Annotated in this window: 23 protein-coding genes; 14 read left to right on the top strand and 9 right to left on the bottom strand. The window is 62.6% G+C overall.

Features of this window, described 5'->3' with window-relative positions:
- Positions 1-310: polysaccharide biosynthesis/export family protein (locus tag E7813_RS09195; protein ID WP_291573032.1), on the bottom strand; the 310-nt coding region annotated here is incomplete at its 3' end.
- Positions 311-491: 181 nt separating this feature from the next.
- Here E7813_RS09195 and E7813_RS09200 point away from each other — a divergent pair.
- Positions 492-2684 carry an exopolysaccharide transport family protein gene (locus tag E7813_RS09200; protein ID WP_291573034.1) on the top strand — a complete coding sequence of 731 codons (2193 nt, stop codon included), beginning with the start codon at positions 492-494 and terminating at the stop codon, positions 2682-2684.
- Between the two features lie 13 nt (positions 2685-2697).
- Here E7813_RS09200 and E7813_RS09205 read toward each other — a convergent pair whose 3' ends face one another.
- Positions 2698-3888, bottom strand: coding sequence for a GNAT family N-acetyltransferase (locus E7813_RS09205; protein ID WP_291573036.1), 1191 nt, complete (start codon positions 3886-3888; stop codon positions 2698-2700).
- 129 nt (positions 3889-4017) lie between these two features.
- Here E7813_RS09205 and E7813_RS09210 point away from each other — a divergent pair, with 129 nt between their 5' ends.
- Positions 4018-5097 (top strand): polysaccharide deacetylase family protein, encoded by a 1080-nt coding sequence (locus E7813_RS09210; protein WP_291573039.1) that lies wholly within the window; start codon positions 4018-4020, stop codon positions 5095-5097.
- On the opposite strand, the gene E7813_RS09215 is transcribed toward E7813_RS09210, so the two are convergent.
- The gene (locus E7813_RS09215; protein ID WP_291573040.1) at positions 5069-5275 is read right to left on the bottom strand and encodes a DUF2842 domain-containing protein; all 207 of its coding nucleotides are present in this window, start codon (positions 5273-5275) and stop codon (positions 5069-5071) included. The genes E7813_RS09210 and E7813_RS09215 overlap by 29 nt on opposite strands.
- Before the next feature lie 93 nt (positions 5276-5368).
- On the opposite strand from E7813_RS09215, the gene E7813_RS09220 reads away from it, so the two are divergent.
- From E7813_RS09220 to E7813_RS09230, 3 genes are all read left to right on the top strand, one after another.
- Entirely contained in the window at positions 5369-6460 is a 1092-nt protein-coding gene (locus E7813_RS09220) for a COX15/CtaA family protein (protein WP_291573042.1), read from the top strand.
- Positions 6461-6618: 158 nt separating this feature from the next.
- The gene (locus tag E7813_RS09225) at positions 6619-7434 is read left to right on the top strand and encodes an FTR1 family protein (RefSeq protein ID WP_291573044.1); all 816 of its coding nucleotides are present in this window, start codon (positions 6619-6621) and stop codon (positions 7432-7434) included.
- Between the two features lie 38 nt (positions 7435-7472).
- The gene (locus E7813_RS09230) at positions 7473-8390 is read left to right on the top strand and encodes a hypothetical protein (RefSeq protein ID WP_291573046.1); all 918 of its coding nucleotides are present in this window, start codon (positions 7473-7475) and stop codon (positions 8388-8390) included.
- Positions 8391-8425: 35 nt separating this feature from the next.
- On the opposite strand, the gene E7813_RS09235 is transcribed toward E7813_RS09230, so the two are convergent.
- From E7813_RS09235 to E7813_RS09255, 5 genes are all read right to left on the bottom strand, one after another.
- Positions 8426-9316, bottom strand: coding sequence for a hypothetical protein (locus E7813_RS09235; RefSeq protein WP_291573048.1), 891 nt, complete (start codon positions 9314-9316; stop codon positions 8426-8428).
- Between the two features lie 85 nt (positions 9317-9401).
- Entirely contained in the window at positions 9402-9809 is a 408-nt protein-coding gene (locus E7813_RS09240; RefSeq protein ID WP_291573050.1) for a hypothetical protein, read from the bottom strand.
- A 140-nt stretch (positions 9810-9949) separates the two neighbouring features.
- Entirely contained in the window at positions 9950-11230 is a 1281-nt protein-coding gene (locus tag E7813_RS09245; protein ID WP_291573052.1) for an O-acetylhomoserine aminocarboxypropyltransferase, read from the bottom strand.
- A 155-nt stretch (positions 11231-11385) separates the two neighbouring features.
- A complete protein-coding gene (locus E7813_RS09250) occupies positions 11386-11970 on the bottom strand; it encodes a CoA-binding protein (protein WP_291573054.1) in 585 nt (194 codons plus the stop codon).
- On the bottom strand, positions 11967-12791 hold the full coding sequence (locus E7813_RS09255; RefSeq protein WP_291573055.1) for an enoyl-CoA hydratase: 825 nt from the start codon (positions 12789-12791) through the stop codon (positions 11967-11969). The genes E7813_RS09250 and E7813_RS09255 overlap by 4 nt, the downstream gene beginning before the upstream one ends.
- Before the next feature lie 94 nt (positions 12792-12885).
- Between E7813_RS09255 and E7813_RS09260 the strand changes: the two genes are divergently transcribed.
- From E7813_RS09260 to E7813_RS09285, 6 genes are all read left to right on the top strand, one after another.
- Positions 12886-13314, top strand: coding sequence for a PaaI family thioesterase (locus tag E7813_RS09260; protein WP_291573057.1), 429 nt, complete (start codon positions 12886-12888; stop codon positions 13312-13314).
- Positions 13315-13468: 154 nt separating this feature from the next.
- Positions 13469-13933, top strand: coding sequence for a 50S ribosomal protein L13 (gene rplM / locus E7813_RS09265; RefSeq protein WP_291573059.1), 465 nt, complete (start codon positions 13469-13471; stop codon positions 13931-13933).
- 1 nt (position 13934) lies between these two features.
- Positions 13935-14411, top strand: a complete 477-nt coding sequence (gene rpsI, locus E7813_RS09270; RefSeq protein ID WP_291573061.1) for a 30S ribosomal protein S9 — start codon at positions 13935-13937, stop codon at positions 14409-14411.
- Positions 14412-14736: 325 nt separating this feature from the next.
- On the top strand, positions 14737-15963 hold the full coding sequence (locus E7813_RS09275) for a GGDEF domain-containing protein (RefSeq protein ID WP_291573063.1): 1227 nt from the start codon (positions 14737-14739) through the stop codon (positions 15961-15963).
- A 64-nt stretch (positions 15964-16027) separates the two neighbouring features.
- On the top strand, positions 16028-16264 hold the full coding sequence (locus E7813_RS09280; RefSeq protein WP_291573066.1) for a hypothetical protein: 237 nt from the start codon (positions 16028-16030) through the stop codon (positions 16262-16264).
- A 102-nt stretch (positions 16265-16366) separates the two neighbouring features.
- Entirely contained in the window at positions 16367-16669 is a 303-nt protein-coding gene (locus E7813_RS09285; protein ID WP_291573068.1) for an antibiotic biosynthesis monooxygenase family protein, read from the top strand.
- A gap of 10 nt (positions 16670-16679) precedes the next feature.
- Here E7813_RS09285 and E7813_RS09290 read toward each other — a convergent pair whose 3' ends face one another.
- On the bottom strand, positions 16680-17795 hold the full coding sequence (locus E7813_RS09290; protein ID WP_291573070.1) for an AI-2E family transporter: 1116 nt from the start codon (positions 17793-17795) through the stop codon (positions 16680-16682).
- 149 nt (positions 17796-17944) lie between these two features.
- Here E7813_RS09290 and E7813_RS09295 point away from each other — a divergent pair, with 149 nt between their 5' ends.
- The 3 genes from E7813_RS09295 (at position 17945) to E7813_RS09305 (ending at position 20932) form a co-directional block, all read left to right on the top strand.
- Entirely contained in the window at positions 17945-18637 is a 693-nt protein-coding gene (locus tag E7813_RS09295; protein ID WP_291573072.1) for a hypothetical protein, read from the top strand.
- Between the two features lie 94 nt (positions 18638-18731).
- Positions 18732-19496 carry a gamma-glutamyl-gamma-aminobutyrate hydrolase family protein gene (locus E7813_RS09300; RefSeq protein WP_291573089.1) on the top strand — a complete coding sequence of 255 codons (765 nt, stop codon included), beginning with the start codon at positions 18732-18734 and terminating at the stop codon, positions 19494-19496.
- Between the two features lie 233 nt (positions 19497-19729).
- A complete protein-coding gene (locus tag E7813_RS09305; RefSeq protein WP_291573074.1) occupies positions 19730-20932 on the top strand; it encodes an HWE histidine kinase domain-containing protein in 1203 nt (400 codons plus the stop codon).
- Positions 20933-20985 lie beyond the last annotated feature (53 nt).

Below are 20985 nucleotides of genomic sequence, written 5' to 3' on the forward strand. Positions count from 1 at the left end.
GCCCGCGCGCCGGCACCGCGCCGATCAGGGGCATGGTGATGGAGCCGCCGGCATCGATCGCATAGGTGTTGGTGAGGCCTTCCTGGCCAAAGACCACGATCCGCAATTTGTCGCCGGCATCGAGTCGATAGGCTGTGTCGTAAGCGACGGGGACAGGCGCTGCCGCATAGGCAACCGGGACTGGCGCGTAAGCCACGTCATCGAGACTGCCCTGCGGCTGCGCCACCGCGACCGGACCTGAGGTGTGCATGCAGCCCGACAGAGCGAGCGCGGCGAGCAAACAACAAACAACGGCGCGCAGGCCTCGCATCGGACAACCCTGATAAGTATTGATTCCGATTAAGAACTTTCATGGTTAACAAAGGATGAGTGCGAGGGTTTGGCCCGGCGATATCAGCCCGGCAAATCGGCTGAATTAACCCAGCAGAAACCTTAATGGAGTGTAATCGCCCGCGTCAGGTGGATCAGTTGCGTCTCGCGGGGTGTGTGTGATGCGTTTAGCGTTCTGGCGTGCGGACAAGGACAAGGCGCCGGTCGAGAGGGCTGTTGCAAAGCCCGCGCCGGCGACCCCCATGCCGGCCGTCGCGTCTCAATCCGGCGAACTGGATTTGCGAGCGCTGGGCCAGGCGCTGGTGCGCAAGCGGGGCTGGATCATCGTTCCGACGGTGCTTGTCGCCGTTCTTTCGATCACAACCGTCAACCTGATTACGCCGCGATACAAATCCGAAGCGCGCATCCTAATCGATGGCCGCGAGAACGTTTTCCTGCGGCCCAATGGCGAGCGCAACGACGAACAGCGCGCGGCACTCGATGCCGAGGCCGTCACAAGCCAGGTCCAGTTGTTGCTGTCGCGCGATCTCGCCCGCGACATCATCAAGAAAAACAAGCTCGCCGAGCGGCCGGAGTTCGATCCGGTGCTGCAGGGCCTTTCGCCGGTCAAGTCGCTGCTGGCCCTGTTCGGGATCGGCCGCGACCCGTTCTCGCTGACGCCGGAAGAGCGCGTGCTGGACGCCTATTTCGATCGCTTCACCGCCTATGCGATCGACAAATCGCGCGTCATCGTCATCGAATTCCAGTCGCGCGATCCCGAACTGGCGGCACGCGTCGCCAACTCGATCGCGGAAGGCTATCTGGTGCTGCAGCAGAACGCGCGGCAGGAGCAGGCCAAATCCGCCAGCCAGTGGCTGTCCACCGAAATCGACAATCTGCGCAAGAAGGTCGCGGACGCCGAATCCCGCGTCGAGGATTTCCGTTCGAAATCGAGCCTGTTCGTCGGCACCAACAATACCACGCTGTCCAACCAGCAGATGGGCGAGTTGAACACGCAATTGAACAACGCCCGCGCGCTGAAGTCCGATGCGGAGTCCAAGGCGCGGCTGATCCGCGAAATGCTCCAGAGCGGCAAGCCGATCGAGGCTTCCGAGGTTCTCAATTCCGAAATGATCCGCCGGCTGTCCGAACAGCGCGTCACGCTGCGTGCGCAACTGGCCGAGCAATCCTCGACGCTGCTCGACAACCATCCGCGCATCAAGGAACTGAAGGCGCAGCTTGCCGACCTCGACCATCAAATTCGCGAAGAGGCCAGCAAGATCTCCCGCTCGCTCGACAGCGACGCGCGCATCGCCGGCGGCAGGGTCGAGGGCCTCAGCGCCAGCCTCGAGCAATTGAAGAAGCAGGCGACTTCGACCAACGGCCAGGACGTGCAGCTTCGGGCGCTCGAGCGGGAAGCCAAGGCGCAGCGCGACCTCTTGGAATCCTATCTGGCGAAATACCGCGAGGCGACCACGCGCGAGAACATCGACGCAACGCCGGCGGACGGCCGCATTATTTCACGCGCCAGTGTCTCCAACACCCCCGCATACCCCAAGAAGCTGCCGATCGTGCTGATCGCGACGTTGGCGACGTTGATGCTCAGCGCCGGCACGATCGTCACCGGCGAACTGTTGCACATGACCGCGCCCCGCGCCGCGGCGGCGTTCGCTGCATCGCCGGCCTTTGTTCGCGCGCCGGCGGTCGAAGTCGCCGCAGCCCCCGATGCCGCTGCGTCGATCCCCGAACCTTATTCCGGCATCACGCCTGAACCCACCGAAATCGAGCAGCTCGCCGATCGCTTGCGCAATGCCGGCGAGGCGGCGCGCAAGATCACCATTCTCGGCACCGCCGCGGGCGAGAGCATCACACTGACGGCGCTGACCCTGGCGCGCCTGATGGCGCGCAGCGCAAGGGTGGTGGTGGTCGACTTGTCGGCGGCGTCGCCGACGATCCCGGCGGTGTCGGTCGATCCGGCCGCCCCGGGCCTTGCGGAACTGATGCTGGGCGAGGCTTCGTTTTCGCAAGTGATCACCAGGGACCGGTTGTCGCGGGTCCACCTCGTTAGCTCCGGCGCTCCGGGCTCGGACCGCGCGCTGCTGCAGTCGCCGCGGCTCACGCTTGCGATCGATGCGCTGCTCAGGGTCTACGACCATGTGTTGCTCGATGCCGGCGCCGCTTCCGATCTGCCGGCGGAATTGCTGACGGCGAATGCCCGCGCCGTCGTGGTGCCGGAGGCATCGATGGCCGCCGACGCCCGCAACCTGATGTGCGATCAGCTTCGCGCGGTGGGTTTTATGGAAGTGACGATGCTGAGCGGGCCGTCGCAAACGTCCGATGCGGTCGAGCCTGGCCCGCGGGTGGTGGCGGCCTGAACGTGGGAACCGACTAGCGAAAGGCGCTGCGCAGCCGTTGCGCCATCTCGAACAGCGCGGGGTTATGCTTCACCAGATGCTTGGCGCGGTTGAGGCCTGACATCGCGGTCGCCGCGATAGAGCCGCGGCGGCTGAGCGGGATGAAGCTGTCGAAGATCGGCTCGTCGCTTTTGCAGAACAGCCGCTTATATTCATCCGATCCGATTCCAAGATCGAGCGCGAGGTAGCCGCGCTCGGCATAGTGGTCGATGATGTTGCGCATCAGGATGAGGCCGGGGCTGTAGCGCGAACTGCCCGACATCGTGTAGGTGTTGAACATCATCGAAAAACGACGCCCGTCGGCGACGCCGGCGAAGATCGCGATCACCTCGTCGTCGCATTCGAGGGTATGGATGTCGATGACGCGACCGCCGCTCGCAAGCTGCGTCATGCAGGCACTGCGGATGAATTCCTCGACGCCGGGTTCGGCGAACACGTTGGGCAGCCTCTGCTCGGCCATCCGCAGCGGCTTGACCGAGAAGAACCAGTCGAGCAATCGCTTGATGTCGGCATCGGCGGTTGCGATGTCATAGCGATAGCCTGGCAATGCCTGCAGCTTGCGTTCCTTGCCTTTCAACCGGCGGCGGAACGAACTGCTGATCCGCGCCGCCGGCGGCTGATCCGGCACCATGACCATCAGCGGACAGTCGTTGGCGCAAGGCTGGTTCGGCACCAGCGCCATGGGATTGCGCAAATCCTGCCAGCGCAACGGCTGTTGCGTCAGCGCCAGCACGTCGGCTTCGGATCGCGCGCGTATGGCCGATATCAGCGCGTCGAGATCGGCGCGGGTTGCGTCGGCGGCAAAATCCCTGTCCCACAGCGCCATATTGAAGGTCGCGTGCTTGCCGCCCATGAAACAGACGGTGCGCACGCCGTGTTCATGGTTGAGCACGAGCGGCAGCAGCATCAGCGGCCGGCGCTCCGTGCCATAGGCAATCACGATGAAGGGGGACAGGTTCCCGCGCTCGCCGACCTGACGTTGCCAGGCGCTCAAAAAATCGAACCGCTGATACGGCGTGGAGAATGGCTGCCGGCCCTCAAATTCACGCCAGATCGTCTCGGCCTGGGCAAGATCGCGGAAAATTTCGACGCTGGCGATGCGGCTGGTTTTCGACCACGCTGGCGCTTCCGCAGTCCGGCTTTCGATCGCGGCAGCCATGGTCATTACGAAACCCGTCTGAAGGGAATTATTTACATTTTTCGGCTTTGGCCGACCTTTGCAAAGAAATGTCAACAAAGAGTAATGACAATGCGGCCGCGGCAGGGCAGGAACAGCCGCATTGAGGGGCGGGACTTGCCATCCGACAACAGATTTTTGACGAGGCTCAGGCTCGAGCTCGCCTATTTCAACGGCTCGGCGTTGATGAGCCAGCGGCAGGCCGGCGTCGCCGGCGTCGTGCTGCGGTTCGAGCGCGTACGTCCGCGGCGCGATGCGCGCTTTCAGCCGCTCAAATCGCGGGAAATCACACCCGGATTTCTCGATCGAACGATCCGGGCCTTGAAGCGCTGGAATTTCGATATCGTCGACATCGACGAGGCTTGCCGGCGGGCGGTGACGCTGGCCTCGCCAAGACGGTTTGCGTGCCTGACCTTCGACGGGGGCTACAAGGATCTGATGACGTCGGCCTATCCGGTGCTGTCGCAACACGGCGTTCCCTTCACCGTCTATCTGCCGACCGCGTTTCCCGACGGCCTCGGTGAAGCATGGTGGCTGGCGCTTGAAGCCGTGATCGCGCGCCAGGACCGCGTCAGCCTTGTGATGGATCGCAACGTACAGCGTTTCAACACCCGCAGTACCGCCGAGAAATATCAACTCTACGCTTTTCTCGACGGCTGGATGCGCTCGCTGCCGCCATCCGATCTCTCCTTCGCTATCAACGATCTCTGCAAGCGATATTCGATCGACCTCGCCGCGCTGACGCGTGAAGCGTCGCTGGACTGGGAACAACTCGCCAGGCTTGCGGCCGATCCGCTCGTGACGATTGGAAGCGCGACCGTGAACTATCCCGTGCTGGCGAACCTGAAGGACGCCGACGCGCTGCGCGAGATCACGATGGGGAAAGCGGTCGCGCAAACCGCGTTCCACCGCGATATCAGGCATTTCGCCTATCCGTTCGGCGATCGCGCGTCCTGGAACCGGCGACATGCCGGGATGGCGGAGGAAGCAGGCTTTACCAGCGCGGCATCGGCGATACCGGGCGTGGTCGAAATCGAAGGCCGGACCAATCTGCACGCGCTGCCGCGCATCAGCTGGGATGGCCGGCGGCGTTCGCTGCGCATCATGCGCGTGCTGCTTTCAGGCATCACGTTTCGCCGCGCAAGGCCGCCGGGCGAGCTGGTGATTTCTAGGCGTCCGGGCGCGCCATCCAACTGACGATCGGCATGGCCGGCAGCACCCATCCAATGCCGGCGACGACATAGAAAATCGCCTGCAGCAGCCCGGAATTCGCCAGCCACGGCGTCTGCGCCACCGTCATCCCCATCAGCGACCACACCACGACCAGCACCAGGAGCGCGACGGTTCCAAGGAATTTGCGGGTACGTATCGTCATGACGTGAATGTGCGGCTCGTGTCGGTGCAGCGCCTTGCGCGCGGGAAGGGGCGGACTATAAGGGGCGCGCCAATTCATTCAAGCGCAGCTTCGATGACCGCCGTTCCCGCACCACACACCCCGGATAACCGCACCGTCAGATGGTGGCTGCTGGCGGTCGCCGCGCTGATCGCGGTCATGGTGTTGGTCGGTGGCGCGACGCGCCTGACTGAGTCAGGGCTTTCGATCGTCGAGTGGAAGCCGGTCGAGGGCATTGTGCCGCCGCTCGACGAGGCGCAATGGAGGCAGGCGTTCGAGGCCTACAAGACCATCCCGCAATATCGAGAACTCAACGCCGGGATGAATCTTGCCGAGTTCAAGACGATTTTCTGGTGGGAATGGAGCCACCGGCTGCTCGGGCGCGCGATCGGCGCCGCCTACCTGCTGCCGTTCCTGTGGTTTCTGTGGCGCGGCGTTTTGAGCGCCGATCTGGCGCGCCGGCTGTGGCTGATTTTCGGCCTCGGCGCGCTGCAGGGCGCGGTCGGCTGGTGGATGGTGGCCTCGGGACTTTCGCAGAGGATCGAAGTTTCGCAATATCGCCTTGCGACCCATCTGGTGCTGGCGCTCTTGATTTTCGCCGGCATCGTCTGGACGCTGCGGCGGATGGCAGACCGCCCGCCGCCGGTTGCGTCTTGGCGGCTGAAGATCACCAGCGCGGTTTTGCTGGTGCTGACCTTCGTGCAGCTTTATCTGGGCGCGCTGGTCGCAGGCCTGCGCGCGGGCAGGGTCTATAATACCTGGCCGGATATCGACGGCGCGTTGATTCCGTCCGGCGCGCGGCTGTTTTTCGAGGCGCCGTGGTGGCGCAACCTGTTCGACAATGCGCTGACGGTGCAGTTCGAGCATCGTATGACGGCTTACGCGCTGTTGGTGCTGGCGGTCCTGCATGCGCTCGATGCCATCCGTTCGCGGGCAGGGACGCCGGCGGTCAACGGCGCCTTGTGGCTCGTGGCCGTCATAGCGTTGCAGGCGACGCTGGGTATTCTCACGCTGCTGAACCAGGTTCCGATCGACCTGGCATTGACGCATCAGGCGGCTGCGATCGCGGTTTTGACGCTGGCGGTTGTCCAGGCCGAACGATTGGCGGCACGGCAGCCGGAATCGGCGCGGCAAGAACTGGTGCTGCCGGTCGGCCAGACCGGCTGAATTGAGCGATTCTAATTTGCAGCGCGAATGCAGAAGTGCGCTGTTTACGGGGCTTTTTTGATCCCACCCGCGCGCTAACGAAGTCGTGTGGCGCAGCACTGCTTTACTTGGACCGGCTGGACGATAAAACGGGCCACACCCCAAATCCAGGTTTGCTCATGTCATCTGCATTCATTCAAGCCGCCATCATCCTGCTTCGCGAGGGGCTGGAGGCCATGCTGGTGATCGCAGCACTGGCGGGCTATCTGACCAAGGCCGGCGCCGGCCATCGCCTCCAGGCGTTGTACGGCGGCGCACTTGCCGCGATCGGCGCCAGCATCGTCGCCGCATGGCTGTTTGCGGTGCTCAATTCGGGCGAGCACAGCGACATTCTCGAAGGCATCATCATTCTCGTCGCCGCAAGCCTGATGCTCTATGTCAGCGGCTGGCTGATGGTGAAGCAGGATCCGCGCGGCTGGCAGGAATACCTGGCCCACAAGGCCGATAATGCGCTAACGCAGGATACCGTCTGGGCGGTCGCAGCACTGGCCTTCCTTGCGGTATTTCGCGAAGGTGCCGAAACCGTGCTGTTCATCAATGCACTGGCTGGCGCCGAAGGCGGCTGGAGCGCCGGCCTGTTTGCCGGACTTGCGACGGCGACGGCCGGTCTTGTGGTGTTGTTCTATTTCATCAACATGATCGCGCAGAAAATTCCGCTGCGGCCGCTGTTCATCATCACCTCAGCATTTTTGTTTGCGATGGCGATCAAGTTCATCGGCGAGGCGGTGCAGGAATTCCAGGAACAATCGATACTGCCGTTCACTCAGTTGGAAAGCCTGAAGTGGTTCGACGCCATCGGGCTCAATCCGACGGTCGAGGCGGTGTCGGCGCAGCTTCTGGTGATCGTGTTTGCGCTGGCGACCTATTCGGTGGTCCAGCGCAACGCGCGGCTGGCCCGCGAGGAAAAGGCCGCGATGCGCACGGCGAAGCCGTAAGGCGGGCGCCAAGCGCCAGCCAAATCCGCCGCAAGACAATGATCGTGCTCCAGTCCATCATCGTTTTCGTGTTTTTTGCGCTGCTTGTCCGCGGTTTTCTCTACCGCAACACGCCGCAGGTCGGCGGCAAGTTTGGTCCGATCCGGACCACCGCTCCGCCACAGGCGGCGGCGAGCGGATTTTCACGGATCTATACCCGCGCGGTGACGCTGTTCGTGGCGACGGATGCCTCGCGCTTTCCGACACTGAAGGCTTTCCTGCGCGACGGCACGGTGCAGCAGCCTGTTGTGATGCGAATCTATCGCGTAGCCGGCTGCAAGGCCGAGATCGAGATTCCCGACCGGATCGCCGATTACGAGCGTATCGATGCCTCACAGGCGCTCGCGCTGTTGCGCGAATTGCCTGATCTACGTCGCGTTCGGCGCCTGCATCTGAGCGACGAAAGCTCGTTCCTCGATCCCTGGGTGCGCAAGGTCAGGGACGACGAGTTCTATCATCTGGGCCATGCCACCAATTTCAGCCTGATCGTGCTCTATAAGCCCGACCGCCGTCTCGGCCAGTTGCTCGGCACCACGCTGCTTCACGAATGGCTGCATCTCGTCGCCTTCGCCTCCACGATCCAGGTTTGGCGGTTCAAGCGGGCCAATGCGATTGAACCGCTGTCACCTTTGGCCTTCGAGCCGTTGAATTTCGGCGACCGCAATACCGGGGTTTACGAGGCCTGGTGCGATCTCGGCGAGAAACTTCTCGGCTACGACGAGCGTACGGCCCGGCAAGCCGCTTTGGTCTCGCCGGTCCACGCGATAATCCTGTGGCGATGCGTCGAGCGCATGCTGCGCAGAACTCCGCTGCCTCTTCGTAGTACGCGTTTCGATGAATTGATGAAGCGGGCTGACTTCATGCGCGCTGAGGTCGAGCCAAAAGCCCGGGCGCTCCGCGCCAAGCAGGCATTTTAGCGTACAGCAAGTCGGCCATGACCGCGATGCCGTGGTCACGGCACTTCGTTTGGATAACGCCTGGGTAGATCGTAATCCGCCGAATCCGCTGTCACCATTTCCAATCCAATGCCCGTCAAAGTCAGGGCGGCATATCGTTCGCGCAACCAGGCCTTGTCCCTGTCGCTCCACTGTCTCGACGCGTCAATACGGTCCACGAGTGGAATCATGACCTCGAGATACGCTCTAACGGAAGGGTCGTAGTCCAGGGACAGAATGCTCTGCGCATCCCACGGATAGTAGATCGCATCGATCCTGTTCCGCTCGATGTAATAGTCTATCAGACGCTCATAAATGAACGTCAGGATATAAACGGGGGCTGGAGCCGCATGTTTGGCATAGGCGAAAATCTCATCGGTTTCGCTGGATTTGCCGATCAGCGCGAAGATCGGCGCAACTACGTCGGCAATCCAGTTCTCCCAAAACGTCGCTGACGCGACCCAATAACTGCACCCGCTGCGGTTTGCATTGGTCTGACGCGGGAATTCTTCCGGGAGTTCGAATCCTATCTTCCCGCAGAGGTCGCTCATCCGTTCTTCGAACTCTGGACTATGCAATATCTGGTTGCGGACAACGCCGTTGTAATGGAGGTACGGAACGTGACATCCACCACTGATCAGGTAGATGTCGTGGCCCGGGCTTTCAGCGATCCAGTCGTAATCCCTTTGAGAATGCAATCCGGTTTTCGAAAAGAATTTCGGCGAGAAAAGTCCGGTTAGCCGATGTCTCGCAAAGAGCTTGTTTTGCGCGATGTGATGGTGGAGCGCCAGTTCGCGCAGAGCGGGCGTGGGATTGGACAGCCAATCCAGCGGGATAAATCCGGGGTCCAATCGCTTGATCAGCGAAGACTTGTAAAAAGGCTGGTAAATTCCGACGGAGGATTCCATCGACTGGATTTACCGCAAACAGCCAGGTCTATCCAGCCAGGCGGTAGACCGGCGCTCGGCAATACCAAGAGGCACGACGACTTATCTAGCAGTAGCCGTAAACGCCGCAGGCGTAGGGCAGGCGGTCCCAATAGCTGATGTTCGGGCCACCGTAATACGCACCTTGGTAATCCAGCGTGCGATCCGATCCATAATAGCCCGGCAGCGACGAGGATCCCGGCAGGAACGGCCTTCGGCCCGGCAGCGGAACGTAGGGAATGCTCGGCGTGAACAGCAGGTCGGGGTCGCGTTCGACATAGACCTGGAGCGGCGGCGCGGGCGCATCGTAGGTCAGGGTCGTCCGGTAATCGTAGTGCGTGCGCGGGAGTCCCGGCGGCAATTTGGCTCGCGCCGACTTCCTGACATGCGGCGTGACCGGCGTATCGGCGGCGATAGCCGGGCCCGTCGCGGCAATTGCCGCCGCGAAAATAAACAGAATCGCCCAGCGCAACATCGGCCGCTCCCGAATTGTGATTCGGGCTCAGCATATCGCAACGGGCGCGACGCCGCAGCTTCGACCCGCTCCCAAGCGAGAAACATGGCTAAAGGGCGGTCAATCGACCGCTCGCAAATGAACGAGAAGGCGCGCGCGCGTTACGCGCTCAGCGCCTGCTCCAGGTCGGCGATCAGATCGTCCTTGTCCTCGATGCCAACCGACAGCCGCACCACGTCGGGGCCGGCGCCCGATTTGGCCTTGGCGGCATCGTCGAGCTGGCTGTGGGTGGTCGATGCCGGGTGAATCACCAGCGAGCGGGTGTCGCCGACATTGGCCAGATGCGAGAACAGTTTCAGGTTCGACACCAGCTTGACGCCGGCGTCGTAACCGCCCTTGAGGCTGAAGGTGAAGACCGCACCGGCGCCCTTGGGCGCATATTTGCGCGCCAGATTGTTATATTTATCGCCCGACAGCCCGGCATAGTTGACCGCCGCCACCGCCGGATGCGCCAGCAGCCATTCCGCGACCGCCTTGGCGTTCTCGCAATGCTTCTGCATGCGCAGCGGAAGCGTCTCGATGCCGGTGAGGATCAGGAAGGCGTTGAACGGCGAGATCGCAGGACCGAGGTCGCGCAGGCCGAGCACCCGGCAGGCGATCGCGAAGGCGAAATTGCCGAAGGTCTCCTGCAATTTGATGCCGTGATATTCCGGGCGCGGCTCGCTCAGCATCGGATATTTGTTGTCCTTCGACCAGTCGAAGGTGCCGGCATCGACAATGATGCCGCCGATCGAGTTGCCGTGACCGCCGAGGAATTTCGTCAGCGAATGCACCACGATATCGGCGCCGTGGTCGATCGGGCGGATCAGGTAAGGCGTCGCCAGGGTGTTGTCGACGATCAGGGGCACGCCGGCCTTGCGGGCGACCGCGGAAATCGCCTCGATGTCGGTGATGGAGCCGGAGGGATTGGCGATCGACTCGATGAAGATCGCCTTGGTGTGCGGCGTCACCGCGCGCTCGAAGCTTTCGATCTCATCCGGATCGGCCCACATCACGTTCCAGCCGAAACTCTTGAAGGCGTGGGTGAACTGGTTGATCGAGCCGCCATAGAGTTTCCGCGCCGCGATGATTTCGTCGCCGGGCCTGAGCAACTGCTGAAACACCACGACCTGTGCGGCGTGTCCCGATGCGACGGCGAGTGCTGCGGTGCCGCCTTCGAGGGCTGCGACGCGTTCTTCCAGCACCGCCTGGGTCGGATTTCCGATCCGGGTGTAGATATTTCCGAACGCCTGCAGTCCGAACAGCGATGCGGCGTGGTCGGCATCGTTGAACACGAACGACGTGGTCTGATAGATCGGCGTCGCCCGCGCGCCGGTGGTGGGATCGGGATGCGCACCGGCATGGACGGCGAGGGTGGAAAATCCGGGAAGACGATCGGTCATAGGTTGTGTCCTTGTTCTGCTCGATTGAAGTCTTGCCGCCGGTCATGCTGCGGGCGTCGGCGTCCGCCGTCAAGGCGGTCAACCGTTCAGGCGCGGCTTCGGAACGGCCGTGCTTCGCATTGCGGCAATTGTGAAAGAAACTTCTCGCAAGCGCGTCAGGCGGAATCGCTTTTGTTTTTCGCGGCGCGGTCGGACGCGCCAGTTTCGCCGCCACCGACGCTCATGCGATTAAGGGAAAGCTGCATGCCGCGGGTCGGCATCGGCGCGCGCTTGGCGCTGATGGTGCGCGAATTGACGCCCATCCAGGAAATCTCCGACGACAGCCGCCCGTATTCGATCTTGGGGCAGCGGTTCATCACCACCTTGAGACCGGCGGCCTCCGCCTTGGCGGCCGCCGCATCGTCGCGCGCGCCGAGCTGCATCCAGATCACTTTCGGCAGCGGCATCAGCTTCAGCGCTTCATCCACGACCGGCATGATGTGGCTCGAACTGCGAAAGATGTCGATCATGTCGACGGGGCGACCGATATCGAGCAGCGAGGCGACGAAGGGTTTGCCAAGCAGGCTCTTGCCGACGTGGCCGGGATTGACCGGGATCATGTCGTAGCCGCGCTGCGCCAGATACTTGAAGGCGAAGTAACTCGGCCGCACGTTGACGGGGGAGGCCCCGACCATCGCAATCGATTTCACGCCGTGCAGGATTTCGCGGATATAATCGTCGCCATAGGCGTCGTGATTCATTTGTCCTGCCACTTCGGCTCGCGCTTTTCGATGAATGCGCCGATGCCTTCCTCGGCGTCGCGGGCCATCATGTTTTCGGTCATCACCTCCGCCGCATAGCGATAGGCGTCCGCGAGATTCATTTCGGCCTGGCGGTAGAACGCGGCCTTGCCGAGCTTGACGGTGTAGGCGGACTTGAGCGCGACCTTTTGCGCCAGCCTAATCGCCTCATCCCGCTCGGAGCCGGCGGCAACGACGTGGTTGACGAGGCCGATCTCGCGCGCCGTTTGTGCCGAAACCGGCTCACCCGTGAGCAGCATTTCCATCGCCTGCTTGCGCGGAATATTGCGCGACAGCGCCACCATCGGCGTCGAACAGAACAGACCGATATCGACGCCAGGGGTGGCGAAGCTCGCAGCCTCCGATGCCACCGCCAGATCGCAACTCGCCACCAACTGGCATCCGGCGGCGGTGGCGATGCCCTGGACCGCGGCAACGACGGGCTTGGGCAAGTGCACGATGGCCTGCATCATCGCGCTACAGGCGGTCATCATCCGGGCGAAATAGGCGCGACCGCGATCGGCGTCGGCGCGGCGCGCCGTCAGTTCCTTCATGTCGTGCCCGGCGGAAAACGCCGGACCGCTGGCCGCGATCACCACCGCGCGGACGTGCGCGTCGTCGTGAATGGCGTTCAGCGCCGCATGCAGTTCGGCGATCAGGCCCTCCGACAGGCTGTTGCGGGATTCAGGCCGGTTAAGCGTCAGCACACGGATGCTGCCGACCGTTTCCTGCAGCAGAGCAGGCGATTGTGGCGAAGCGGCGCGTGCGGTCTGGCTCGTCATCGAAATATCCGCGAAATATCCACGAAATATCCACTTGGGGCTGGTCGTCATCCTAATGTAACAACCGGGAAGAGGCGAGGGCAGGCGGAGCGACATGGCAATTGCGAAGATGAACGTGGCCGAACTGGAGAAGTTTCTCCAGGTCGAATTTCCGCAGACTTTCAGCAGCGGCGACATATCGATCGAGAGCGCCGATGGTGAATCCTGCCTGCTGCGTCAGCGCTACAGCGAGCGGATGCTCCGTCCGGGCGGCACGATCTCGGGACCGACGCTGATGGCGCTGGCGGATTGCGCCATGTATGTGGTGCTGCTGTCGGCGATTGGCCCGGTTGGCCTTGCGGTTACGACCAGTCTCAACATCAATTTTCTGCGCAAGGGCCAGCCGGGCCAGGATGTGCTGGCGGCAGCGCGGCTATTGAAGCTGGGCAAGCGGCTGGCGGTCGGCGAGATCAATTTGCTGTCGGGGACCTCGCCGGATCCGGTCGCCCATGTGACTGCGACCTATTCCATTCCAAATACTTGATGTTTTGTATGGTAGTATCGCACCATATTTATAAGCTATTGTTTTATAAACACTAATTTACATCGTGTGGCATTGACGCGCGCGGCGCCGTTATCTAGAAACCCCGCAGTTCGGCGCTGTCGGCGCCGATGTCCCCTTTCACGGATTTCCTCACATGAAAACCTTTTCGGCAAAGCCCGCCGAAGTGACGAAGAAGTGGGTGCTGATTGACGCCAAGGGTCTGGTGGTCGGTCGGCTCGCTTCGCTGGTCGCGATGCGGCTTCGCGGCAAACACCTGCCGACCTACACGCCCCACGTCGATTGCGGCGACCACGTCATCATCATCAACGCGGCGCATGCGGTGCTGACCGGGCGCAAGCGCGACAACAAGGTCTATTACAACCACACCGGCTTCATCGGCGGCATCAAGGAGCGCACCGCAAAATCGATCCTCGAGGGCCGTTTCCCCGAGCGCGTGGTCGAAAAAGCCATCGAGCGCATGATTCCGCGCGGGCCATTGGGCCGGGTGCAGTTCGGCAATCTGCGGGTTTATCCCGGCCCGGAGCATCCGCACGAGGCCCAGCAACCCGAGACCGTGGATATCGCTTCGATGAATCGCAAGAACATGAGGGCCGCATAAGATGTCCGATACCATGCAGTCTCTCGATCAGTTGTCGCAGTTGAAGCCGGCAGCACCCGAAGCTCCGAAATACGTCAAGAAGGTCGACAAGCACGGCCGCGCCTATGCCACCGGCAAGCGCAAGGACGCGGTCGCCCGCGTCTGGATCAAGCCCGGCGCCGGCAAGGTCACGGTCAATACCCGCGAGGTCGAAGTCTATTTCGCCCGTCCGGTGCTGCGGATGATGATCCAGCAGCCGCTGGTCGCCGCCGCCCGTGCCGGTCAATACGATATCGTCTGTACGGTGGCCGGTGGCGGCCTGTCGGGCCAGGCAGGTGCGGTGCGTCACGGCATCTCCAAGGCGCTGACCTATTTCGAACCGGATCTGCGCACCGTTCTGAAGAAGGGCGGCTTCCTGACGCGCGACTCGCGCGTGGTCGAGCGCAAGAAGTACGGCCGCGCCAAGGCGCGCAAGTCGTTCCAGTTCTCGAAGCGCTAATCGCTTCGATAAAAATAGCCGCGAATGCGGCGTATATGAAACTCGAAGGGGCGCCCTGGAGCGCGATCGGCAACGCCGGTCGCGCTCTAATTTATTAAAAAGGGCGCATGATCTGATCGCCAAACCGCTCACACTTTGGCGGATCATGCGCTGGCGCCCTTTTGTTGACGGATTGCAGAGGAGTTGAGGTAGTTTTTCCGGAAAACTTGCGGGCACGCGCAAACGGATTTCAAAGATGGCCGCCGTAAATTGCGGGATGGTGACGGCGCCTCTGTCTTCAGCCGGTGCCGGTCACGCTGCATCACACTCTTTCGGTGGTAGACCTATGTCGCTCGATACTTCCACGCTTTATCTCGTTGCCACGATGGTTGCGGCGATGCTGGGAGCCATGCTGCTGTTTTTCGGCAAGCAGGAGAATATCCCGGCGTTGAAATGGTGGGGTACTGCTTATCTGCTTGGCGCAGCATCCGTCGCGCTCGGAACGCTTGCCGGCGCGGCGCTTGGCGCGATGTTGTCGCTGGCGCTCGATGCGGTCGGCTTTGTGGCTTGCGGCATGGTGTGGAACGCCTCGCGGGTGTTCCATGGCCGCAAGCCCAATTTGCCGGGGCTGGTGCTCGGCGCCATCGCCTGGATAGCCGCCGTCATGACGCTGGGGCCCGAGAGTTCGCCGCTGCGCTTGACGATCGGCGCCGGCATCGTGGCGATCTATGCGGCACTGACCGCCACGGAACTTTGGTCCGAACGCCGCCGCACCCTGCAAAAGCGCTGGCCGACCGTCGCGGTGCCCGTGCTGCATGGTTTCGTGCTGATGCTGCCAATTCTCCTGGGCGACCTGCTGCGTCCGCATGACGGCGCGTTCGGCAGCAGCATCTGGGTCACCGTGTTCTCCGTCGAACTCGTGCTCTACGCAGTCGGTACCGTGTTCGTCATCTTCATGCTGGTCTCGGAGCGCACGGTGACCGCGCATAAGACGGCGGCCTCGATGGATCCTTTGACCGGCATGTTCAATCGCCGCGGCTTTGCCGAGGCGACGTCGCGGGTGATCGAGCGCGAAGCCAATGCCGGCCGGCCGGCGACGGTGCTGATCTTCGATATCGACCACTTCAAATCGATCAACGACCGCTTCGGCCATCCGGCCGGCGACGAGATTCTCAAACTATTCGCCACGGTCGTGATCAACACCTTGCGCATCACCGACCTGTCGGGGCGAATCGGCGGCGAGGAGTTCGCGGCATTGCTGCCCTGTTCGCTGGAGGAAGGCGTGATCGCAGCCGAACGCGTCCGCGAAAGCTTCGCGAGTTCGGGAATTGTGGTCGAGGACGGCCCCGTGGATACCACCGTCAGCATCGGCGTAGCGGGCGGCCCGGCGGGCACCGAACTCGAGGTGCTGCTGGCGGCGGCCGATACCGCGCTCTATCAGGCCAAACGCAATGGCCGCAATCGGGTCGAGGCGGCCGAGGAACTGCCGTTGTCGCTGGAAAAGTGGCGGCGAAAGTCCGCAGGCCTCGCCGGTCATCCGCGCCGGCAACCCGGCATACCGCGCCTTGCATAAGCGAGCCACCGGCGGCGGCGAATGGTTAACCGCCCCTTTACCATTCGCTTCCTATCATCCGCACATGGATACGATCCGCAGACAGAATGCCCACGCCGCCTTGGTCTCGCTCGAAGCTGCCGCGGCGTCGGCACGCAGCGGATTCGCCTGCATGTTCTCAAGTTCCGACGAGTTCGAGACCGCGCTGATCACCGAACGGCGTGCGCAGGGACACTATGCCCCGCCGCGCAGCCCCTGGCCGCTGGTGATGTTCATCGGTTGCGCGCTGATGGTCGCCGGCGCGGTGCTGCTGTTGAACTGAGCAGTCGGCAAAACAGGATGCTGGGGGCGCCGCGAGGCGCCTTTTTCTTTTGCGGCGGTTGCGGTAGAGACGTGAATTCCCTCGGAAAAGGCCGTAAATCCCATGATCACCGAAATCGCACAAATCGACGTCAAGCCGGGCAGCGAGAAAGACTTTGAAGCCGCGGTCGCCAAGGCGCGCCCCCTGTTCCTGCGCGCCAAGGGCGGCAAGGGTTTTGAGCTGCACAAGTCGATCGAGAAACCGTCCCGCTACCGGCTGATGGCCAAGTGGCAGACGCTCGAAAATCACACCGTCGATTTCAGGGGTTCTGAAGATTTTACGGCATGGCGCGGGCTGGTCGGGCAATATTTCGCCGCGCCTCCCGAGGTCGAACACACCGAGACGGTGGTGACGACGGCGGGATAGGACGCAGCCTTCAGGCTTCGATATCCGTTGCCTTGAAATGATCGATCATGACTTTCACCACCGCCATCAGCGGCAGTGCCAGCGCCAGTCCCCAGATGCCGAACACGACGCCGAGCAGGATCTGGAAGGCGAATAGCGTGGCGGGAGGAATCTCGAGCGCCTGGCGTTGCAGGATCGGGGTCAGGATGTAGCTTTCCAGCGCGTGAATGCCGAGGAAAAGCACAAACGCGCTGACGGCCGCCACCCATCCCGAAGCAAGGCTTGCCAGCACCACGATCAACCCGCCGATCAGCGCGCCGACCGTCGGGATGAAGGTCAGAAGGCCGGCCTGGATGCCCAGAATGAACGAACCCTGGATGCCGATGATCGCAAGGCCGATCCAGGTGACGAGGAACACCGCGGCCATGGTGAGGATCTGCGCCATCAGCCAGCGCTCCAGCGTCTCACCGATGCCGTCGACGATGATGGTGGCGCGGGCGCGATGCCGCGCCGGGGCCATGTACAACAGGCCGCTTCGATAGACGCCGGGCTGCGCCGCGAACGCCAACCCGAGGAACAATACGATAAAGAAATTTCCGACAGCGCTGACCGCACCCAGAATCAATTTCAGGGTCTGGCTCACGATCGCGCCGCCGCTGGAAGCGATCTCGCCGGCGCTGGGAAGATCGCGCTTGGCCCCGGCGCCGGGCGTTGGCGTTGTTGACGGCGTCGTGCGAGGCGCGGCCGGATTGCCGATGTCGAGATAGCCGGTGTCGATGCCGTTTTTCTCGAGCAAAGCCCTGACCCCGATCAGTTGCGACTTGATGGTGTCGCTCAGCGCGGTCGCCTGTTCGGCGATGGTCGAGCCGCCGAGGAAGACCACGCCCGACAACAGCGCGGCAAGCGTCAGGCAGACGATTGCCAGCCGCAGCGCATGCGGCAGCCTGACGATGCGGCCGAGCAGGCTGGTGAAGGCGTTGAGCGCGACCGCAAGCAGCACGCCGGCGAAAATCAGAAACAGCGTCGCGGCGAAATACCAGGCGAACAGCAACAGGGCGGCAAATCCGACGATGCCGATGCCGCCGACCGATATCGCCCATGCCAGATCGTTGCGGGATTGAACGCGATGGTCCGCCGAAACTGCCACGTTGATTCCTTTTCGGTTCCGGCCGCACTGTTTCGCCAAACACGGCCGGGATCAAGCGCCGACGGCGTACCGGTTTGACGCAGGCGCCTTCGCTGTGCGAAGCGATCAGCGGGAACGGAGCCGCGGCGCGGCGAGAGGCTTTGAGACGCATGAACTCCAAATGGGTCGGCCCGCTCGGATTATTGGCGGTACTGGTGATCGGCGACCAGATCCGCATCAACCGGCCCGGCCACAAATACCGCCTGACGGTTGCGGTGGAGACCCCCGAAGGGATCAAGTCGGCCTCCGGCGTGATGGCGGTCCATCCCGACAGGGGTTACAGCCGTCGCGGGCAGACCCGCACCAAGGGCGATGCCGTGTGGGTCGATCTCGGCGGCGGCAAAAATCTTGTGGCGCTGATGGCGCATATCGACCAATCGCTCGAACTCGACGGCATGAACTATGTGGCCTTGCGCGCCTATAACGCCGTGGGGCGGAAGGTGTCGTTCAACGAGATGAGCCGGATGACCGGCTCGGTCCCCGTGACGGGTACGCTGATGCCGGTTCTCGTGACCTTTGCCGATCCTGCCGATCCCGGGACCGCGCACGGGGTGCCGTCCGACGATCTGGAAGCCGCCTTCGGCAAGGGATTTCACCTCCAGGGCATCTCGGCCGAGGTGGTGCCGAACGGCCTGTGGCCGCTCGATTTCGGCGGAGTGCTCGGCGAGCCCGTGACGCGCGGGATCGAGACGAAATTGCCGTGGTTGAACGGTGCGGACGATTCCGCGGGGAGGGCGCTTGCCGCCGCCGGCTTGAAAGCCGGCGAAGGCATCGATCCCCGGGAGGCTTTCACCCGGAATTAGCATCGCCGCTGTGCGGAGCAACATATTGATCCCCGGTCGGCTGGCGGGCATGATCGCCCCGAAGTTTGCGGCGAAAGAATCGGAAAGCCATGTGATGAGGAGGCCGGTGGTCGGTGTGATCGGGAACGCCTATCGCATCGAAAATCGATTTGCGACCCAGATGGTCGGCGAACGAAATCTTCGCGCGGTGGCCGAGGTCGCGGGCGCGCTGCCGCTGATGTTCGCCGGCTCGCCCGACATCACCGACATCGGCGCGTTGCTGGATGCGGTCGACGGCATCGTGCTGACGGGCGCCCGCGCCAATGTGCACCCCACCCGGTTTCGCACCGAGCCGGATCCGCGGCACGAACCCTATGACGTGCATCGCGATGACGTGGCGCTGGCGCTGTCGGAAGCCTGCGTCGCCCGCGGCGTCCCGCTGTTCGGTATCTGCCGCGGCCTGCAGGAAATGAACGTCGCTTTCGGTGGCTCGCTGCATCCGGAAATCCGCGATCTGCCCGGCCGCATGAACCACCGGATGCCGCGGCTGGAGAACGGCGAAATCCACCCCGATCCCAAGGTGATCTTCGCCGACCGGCACGCGGTCAGCCTGGTGCCCGGCGGCGCTTTCGCGAAGCTGCTTGGCTGCGAGACCATCCGCGTCAACTCGCTGCACGGGCAGGGCATCCTGGAACCCGGCAAGCGCGTCGTGGTCGAGGGCACCGCGGAAGACGGCACTATCGAAGCGATCCGGATCGCCGACGCCCCAGGCTTTGCGCTTGGCGTGCAGTGGCATGCCGAGTACGACCCGCAGCGCAATCCGGTCAATCGGGCGCTGTTCGAGGCGTTCGGCGAGGCGCTGTTGGCTGGCAAGCGGTAAACATAGCTTACCTGGCCGGAATCAAATATAAGTTGTGTCCGCGGAACTCTTTGTCTCCGGGGTTGTTGTGAACCCTGTCCGGGATAGTCGGCGAACCACAACCAGTGGTGCCCGCACTCCAATCCTTATCGGGATTGGACCAGCCTTACTTTCTTTCGAAAATGTTCGAAGCCAATACGCGAGCAACTGGCACGGGCTAATCCACTTGGCTCCAGATGAAAGTGCCGGTTACCATGGCTTCAAGTCGGCCTGCCTCCCTTCGCGCCGTTCTGGTGGTCGAGGACGAGATGATGCTGCGCATGCGTGCGGTGGATATGGTCGAGGACGCAGGTTTTACCCCCGTCGAAGCCGTCAATGCCGACGATGCGCTGGCGATCCTTGAATCCCGTACGGATATCGAACTGCTGTTCACGGACATCCAGATGCCGGGGAGCATGGACGGTCTCAAGCTCGCCTATGCCGTCCATCAGCGTTGGCCGCGGATCAAGATCATCCTGGTGTCCGGTCAACTGAAATTGACCGATCATGACAAACCTGCAGACAGCCGGTTCTTCGGAAAGCCGCTCGACGTGAAACAGATGATCGCGGAAATGCAGGACATGATCGGCAACGGCTCGCTAAAAATCGTGCCCGACGAAGTCGCCGCGGTCATCGCCAAAGTGTCGCATCCGAAAGCGAACGGCATGCCGATCCGATCGGGATCGCCCGATTCAACGCAGGAATTCCTGACCGCGGAGAATGACAGCCTTCGCCTGCTGCTCGAGCAGGCCGGTATCGATGCCGAGGTGCTGCTCGCGCAAGCCGGTATTGACGCCAAGGAGCGCGAAGCGGCTGACAAATTGCAGAAGCTCATTCTTGAAGAACTGCATCACCGCATCAAGAACACGCTGGCGACGGTCAGCGCCATTGCATCGCAGAGCCTGCGGACGGCGACCAGCCTTGAGCACGGTCAACATGCGATCGAAGGCCGGCTGGTCGCGCTGGGGCGCGCGCATGACCTGCTGTTGCAAGCCAGATGGGCCAACGCCAGTCTTGACCAGACCATCCACGGCGCCACCGAACCCTACGTCACGATCGGCTCGGGGAGAATCTCGATAGCGGGCCCCGACATCAGGATAACGTCGGGCGCGGTGATCGCGCTTGCCATGACGCTCAACGAGCTCTGCACCAACACCACCAAATTCGGCGCGCTGTCGGTGCCGGCCGGCCGCATCGAAATCGTATGGAAGATCGATGAAGCGACCCAGCGGCTGCATCTGACGTGGTCCGAGAAGAACGGCCCAACGGTGCATGCGCCCTCCCGGGAAAGCTTCGGCACCCGCCTGATCGGAACGCTCGGCCAGCAACTAAAAGGGCAGGTCAATCTCGCCTATGATCCGACAGGCTTCGTCTACGTGCTGGATGTGCCGATGGCGTCGCTGGTTGCACAGGCGTGAGCGGGAAATATCATCGTCGTCCCGGCCTCCGAGCCGGGACCCATAACCACAGG

This window comes from Bradyrhizobium sp., from assembly GCF_004799405.1.
GTDB lineage: Bacteria > Pseudomonadota > Alphaproteobacteria > Rhizobiales > Xanthobacteraceae > Bradyrhizobium.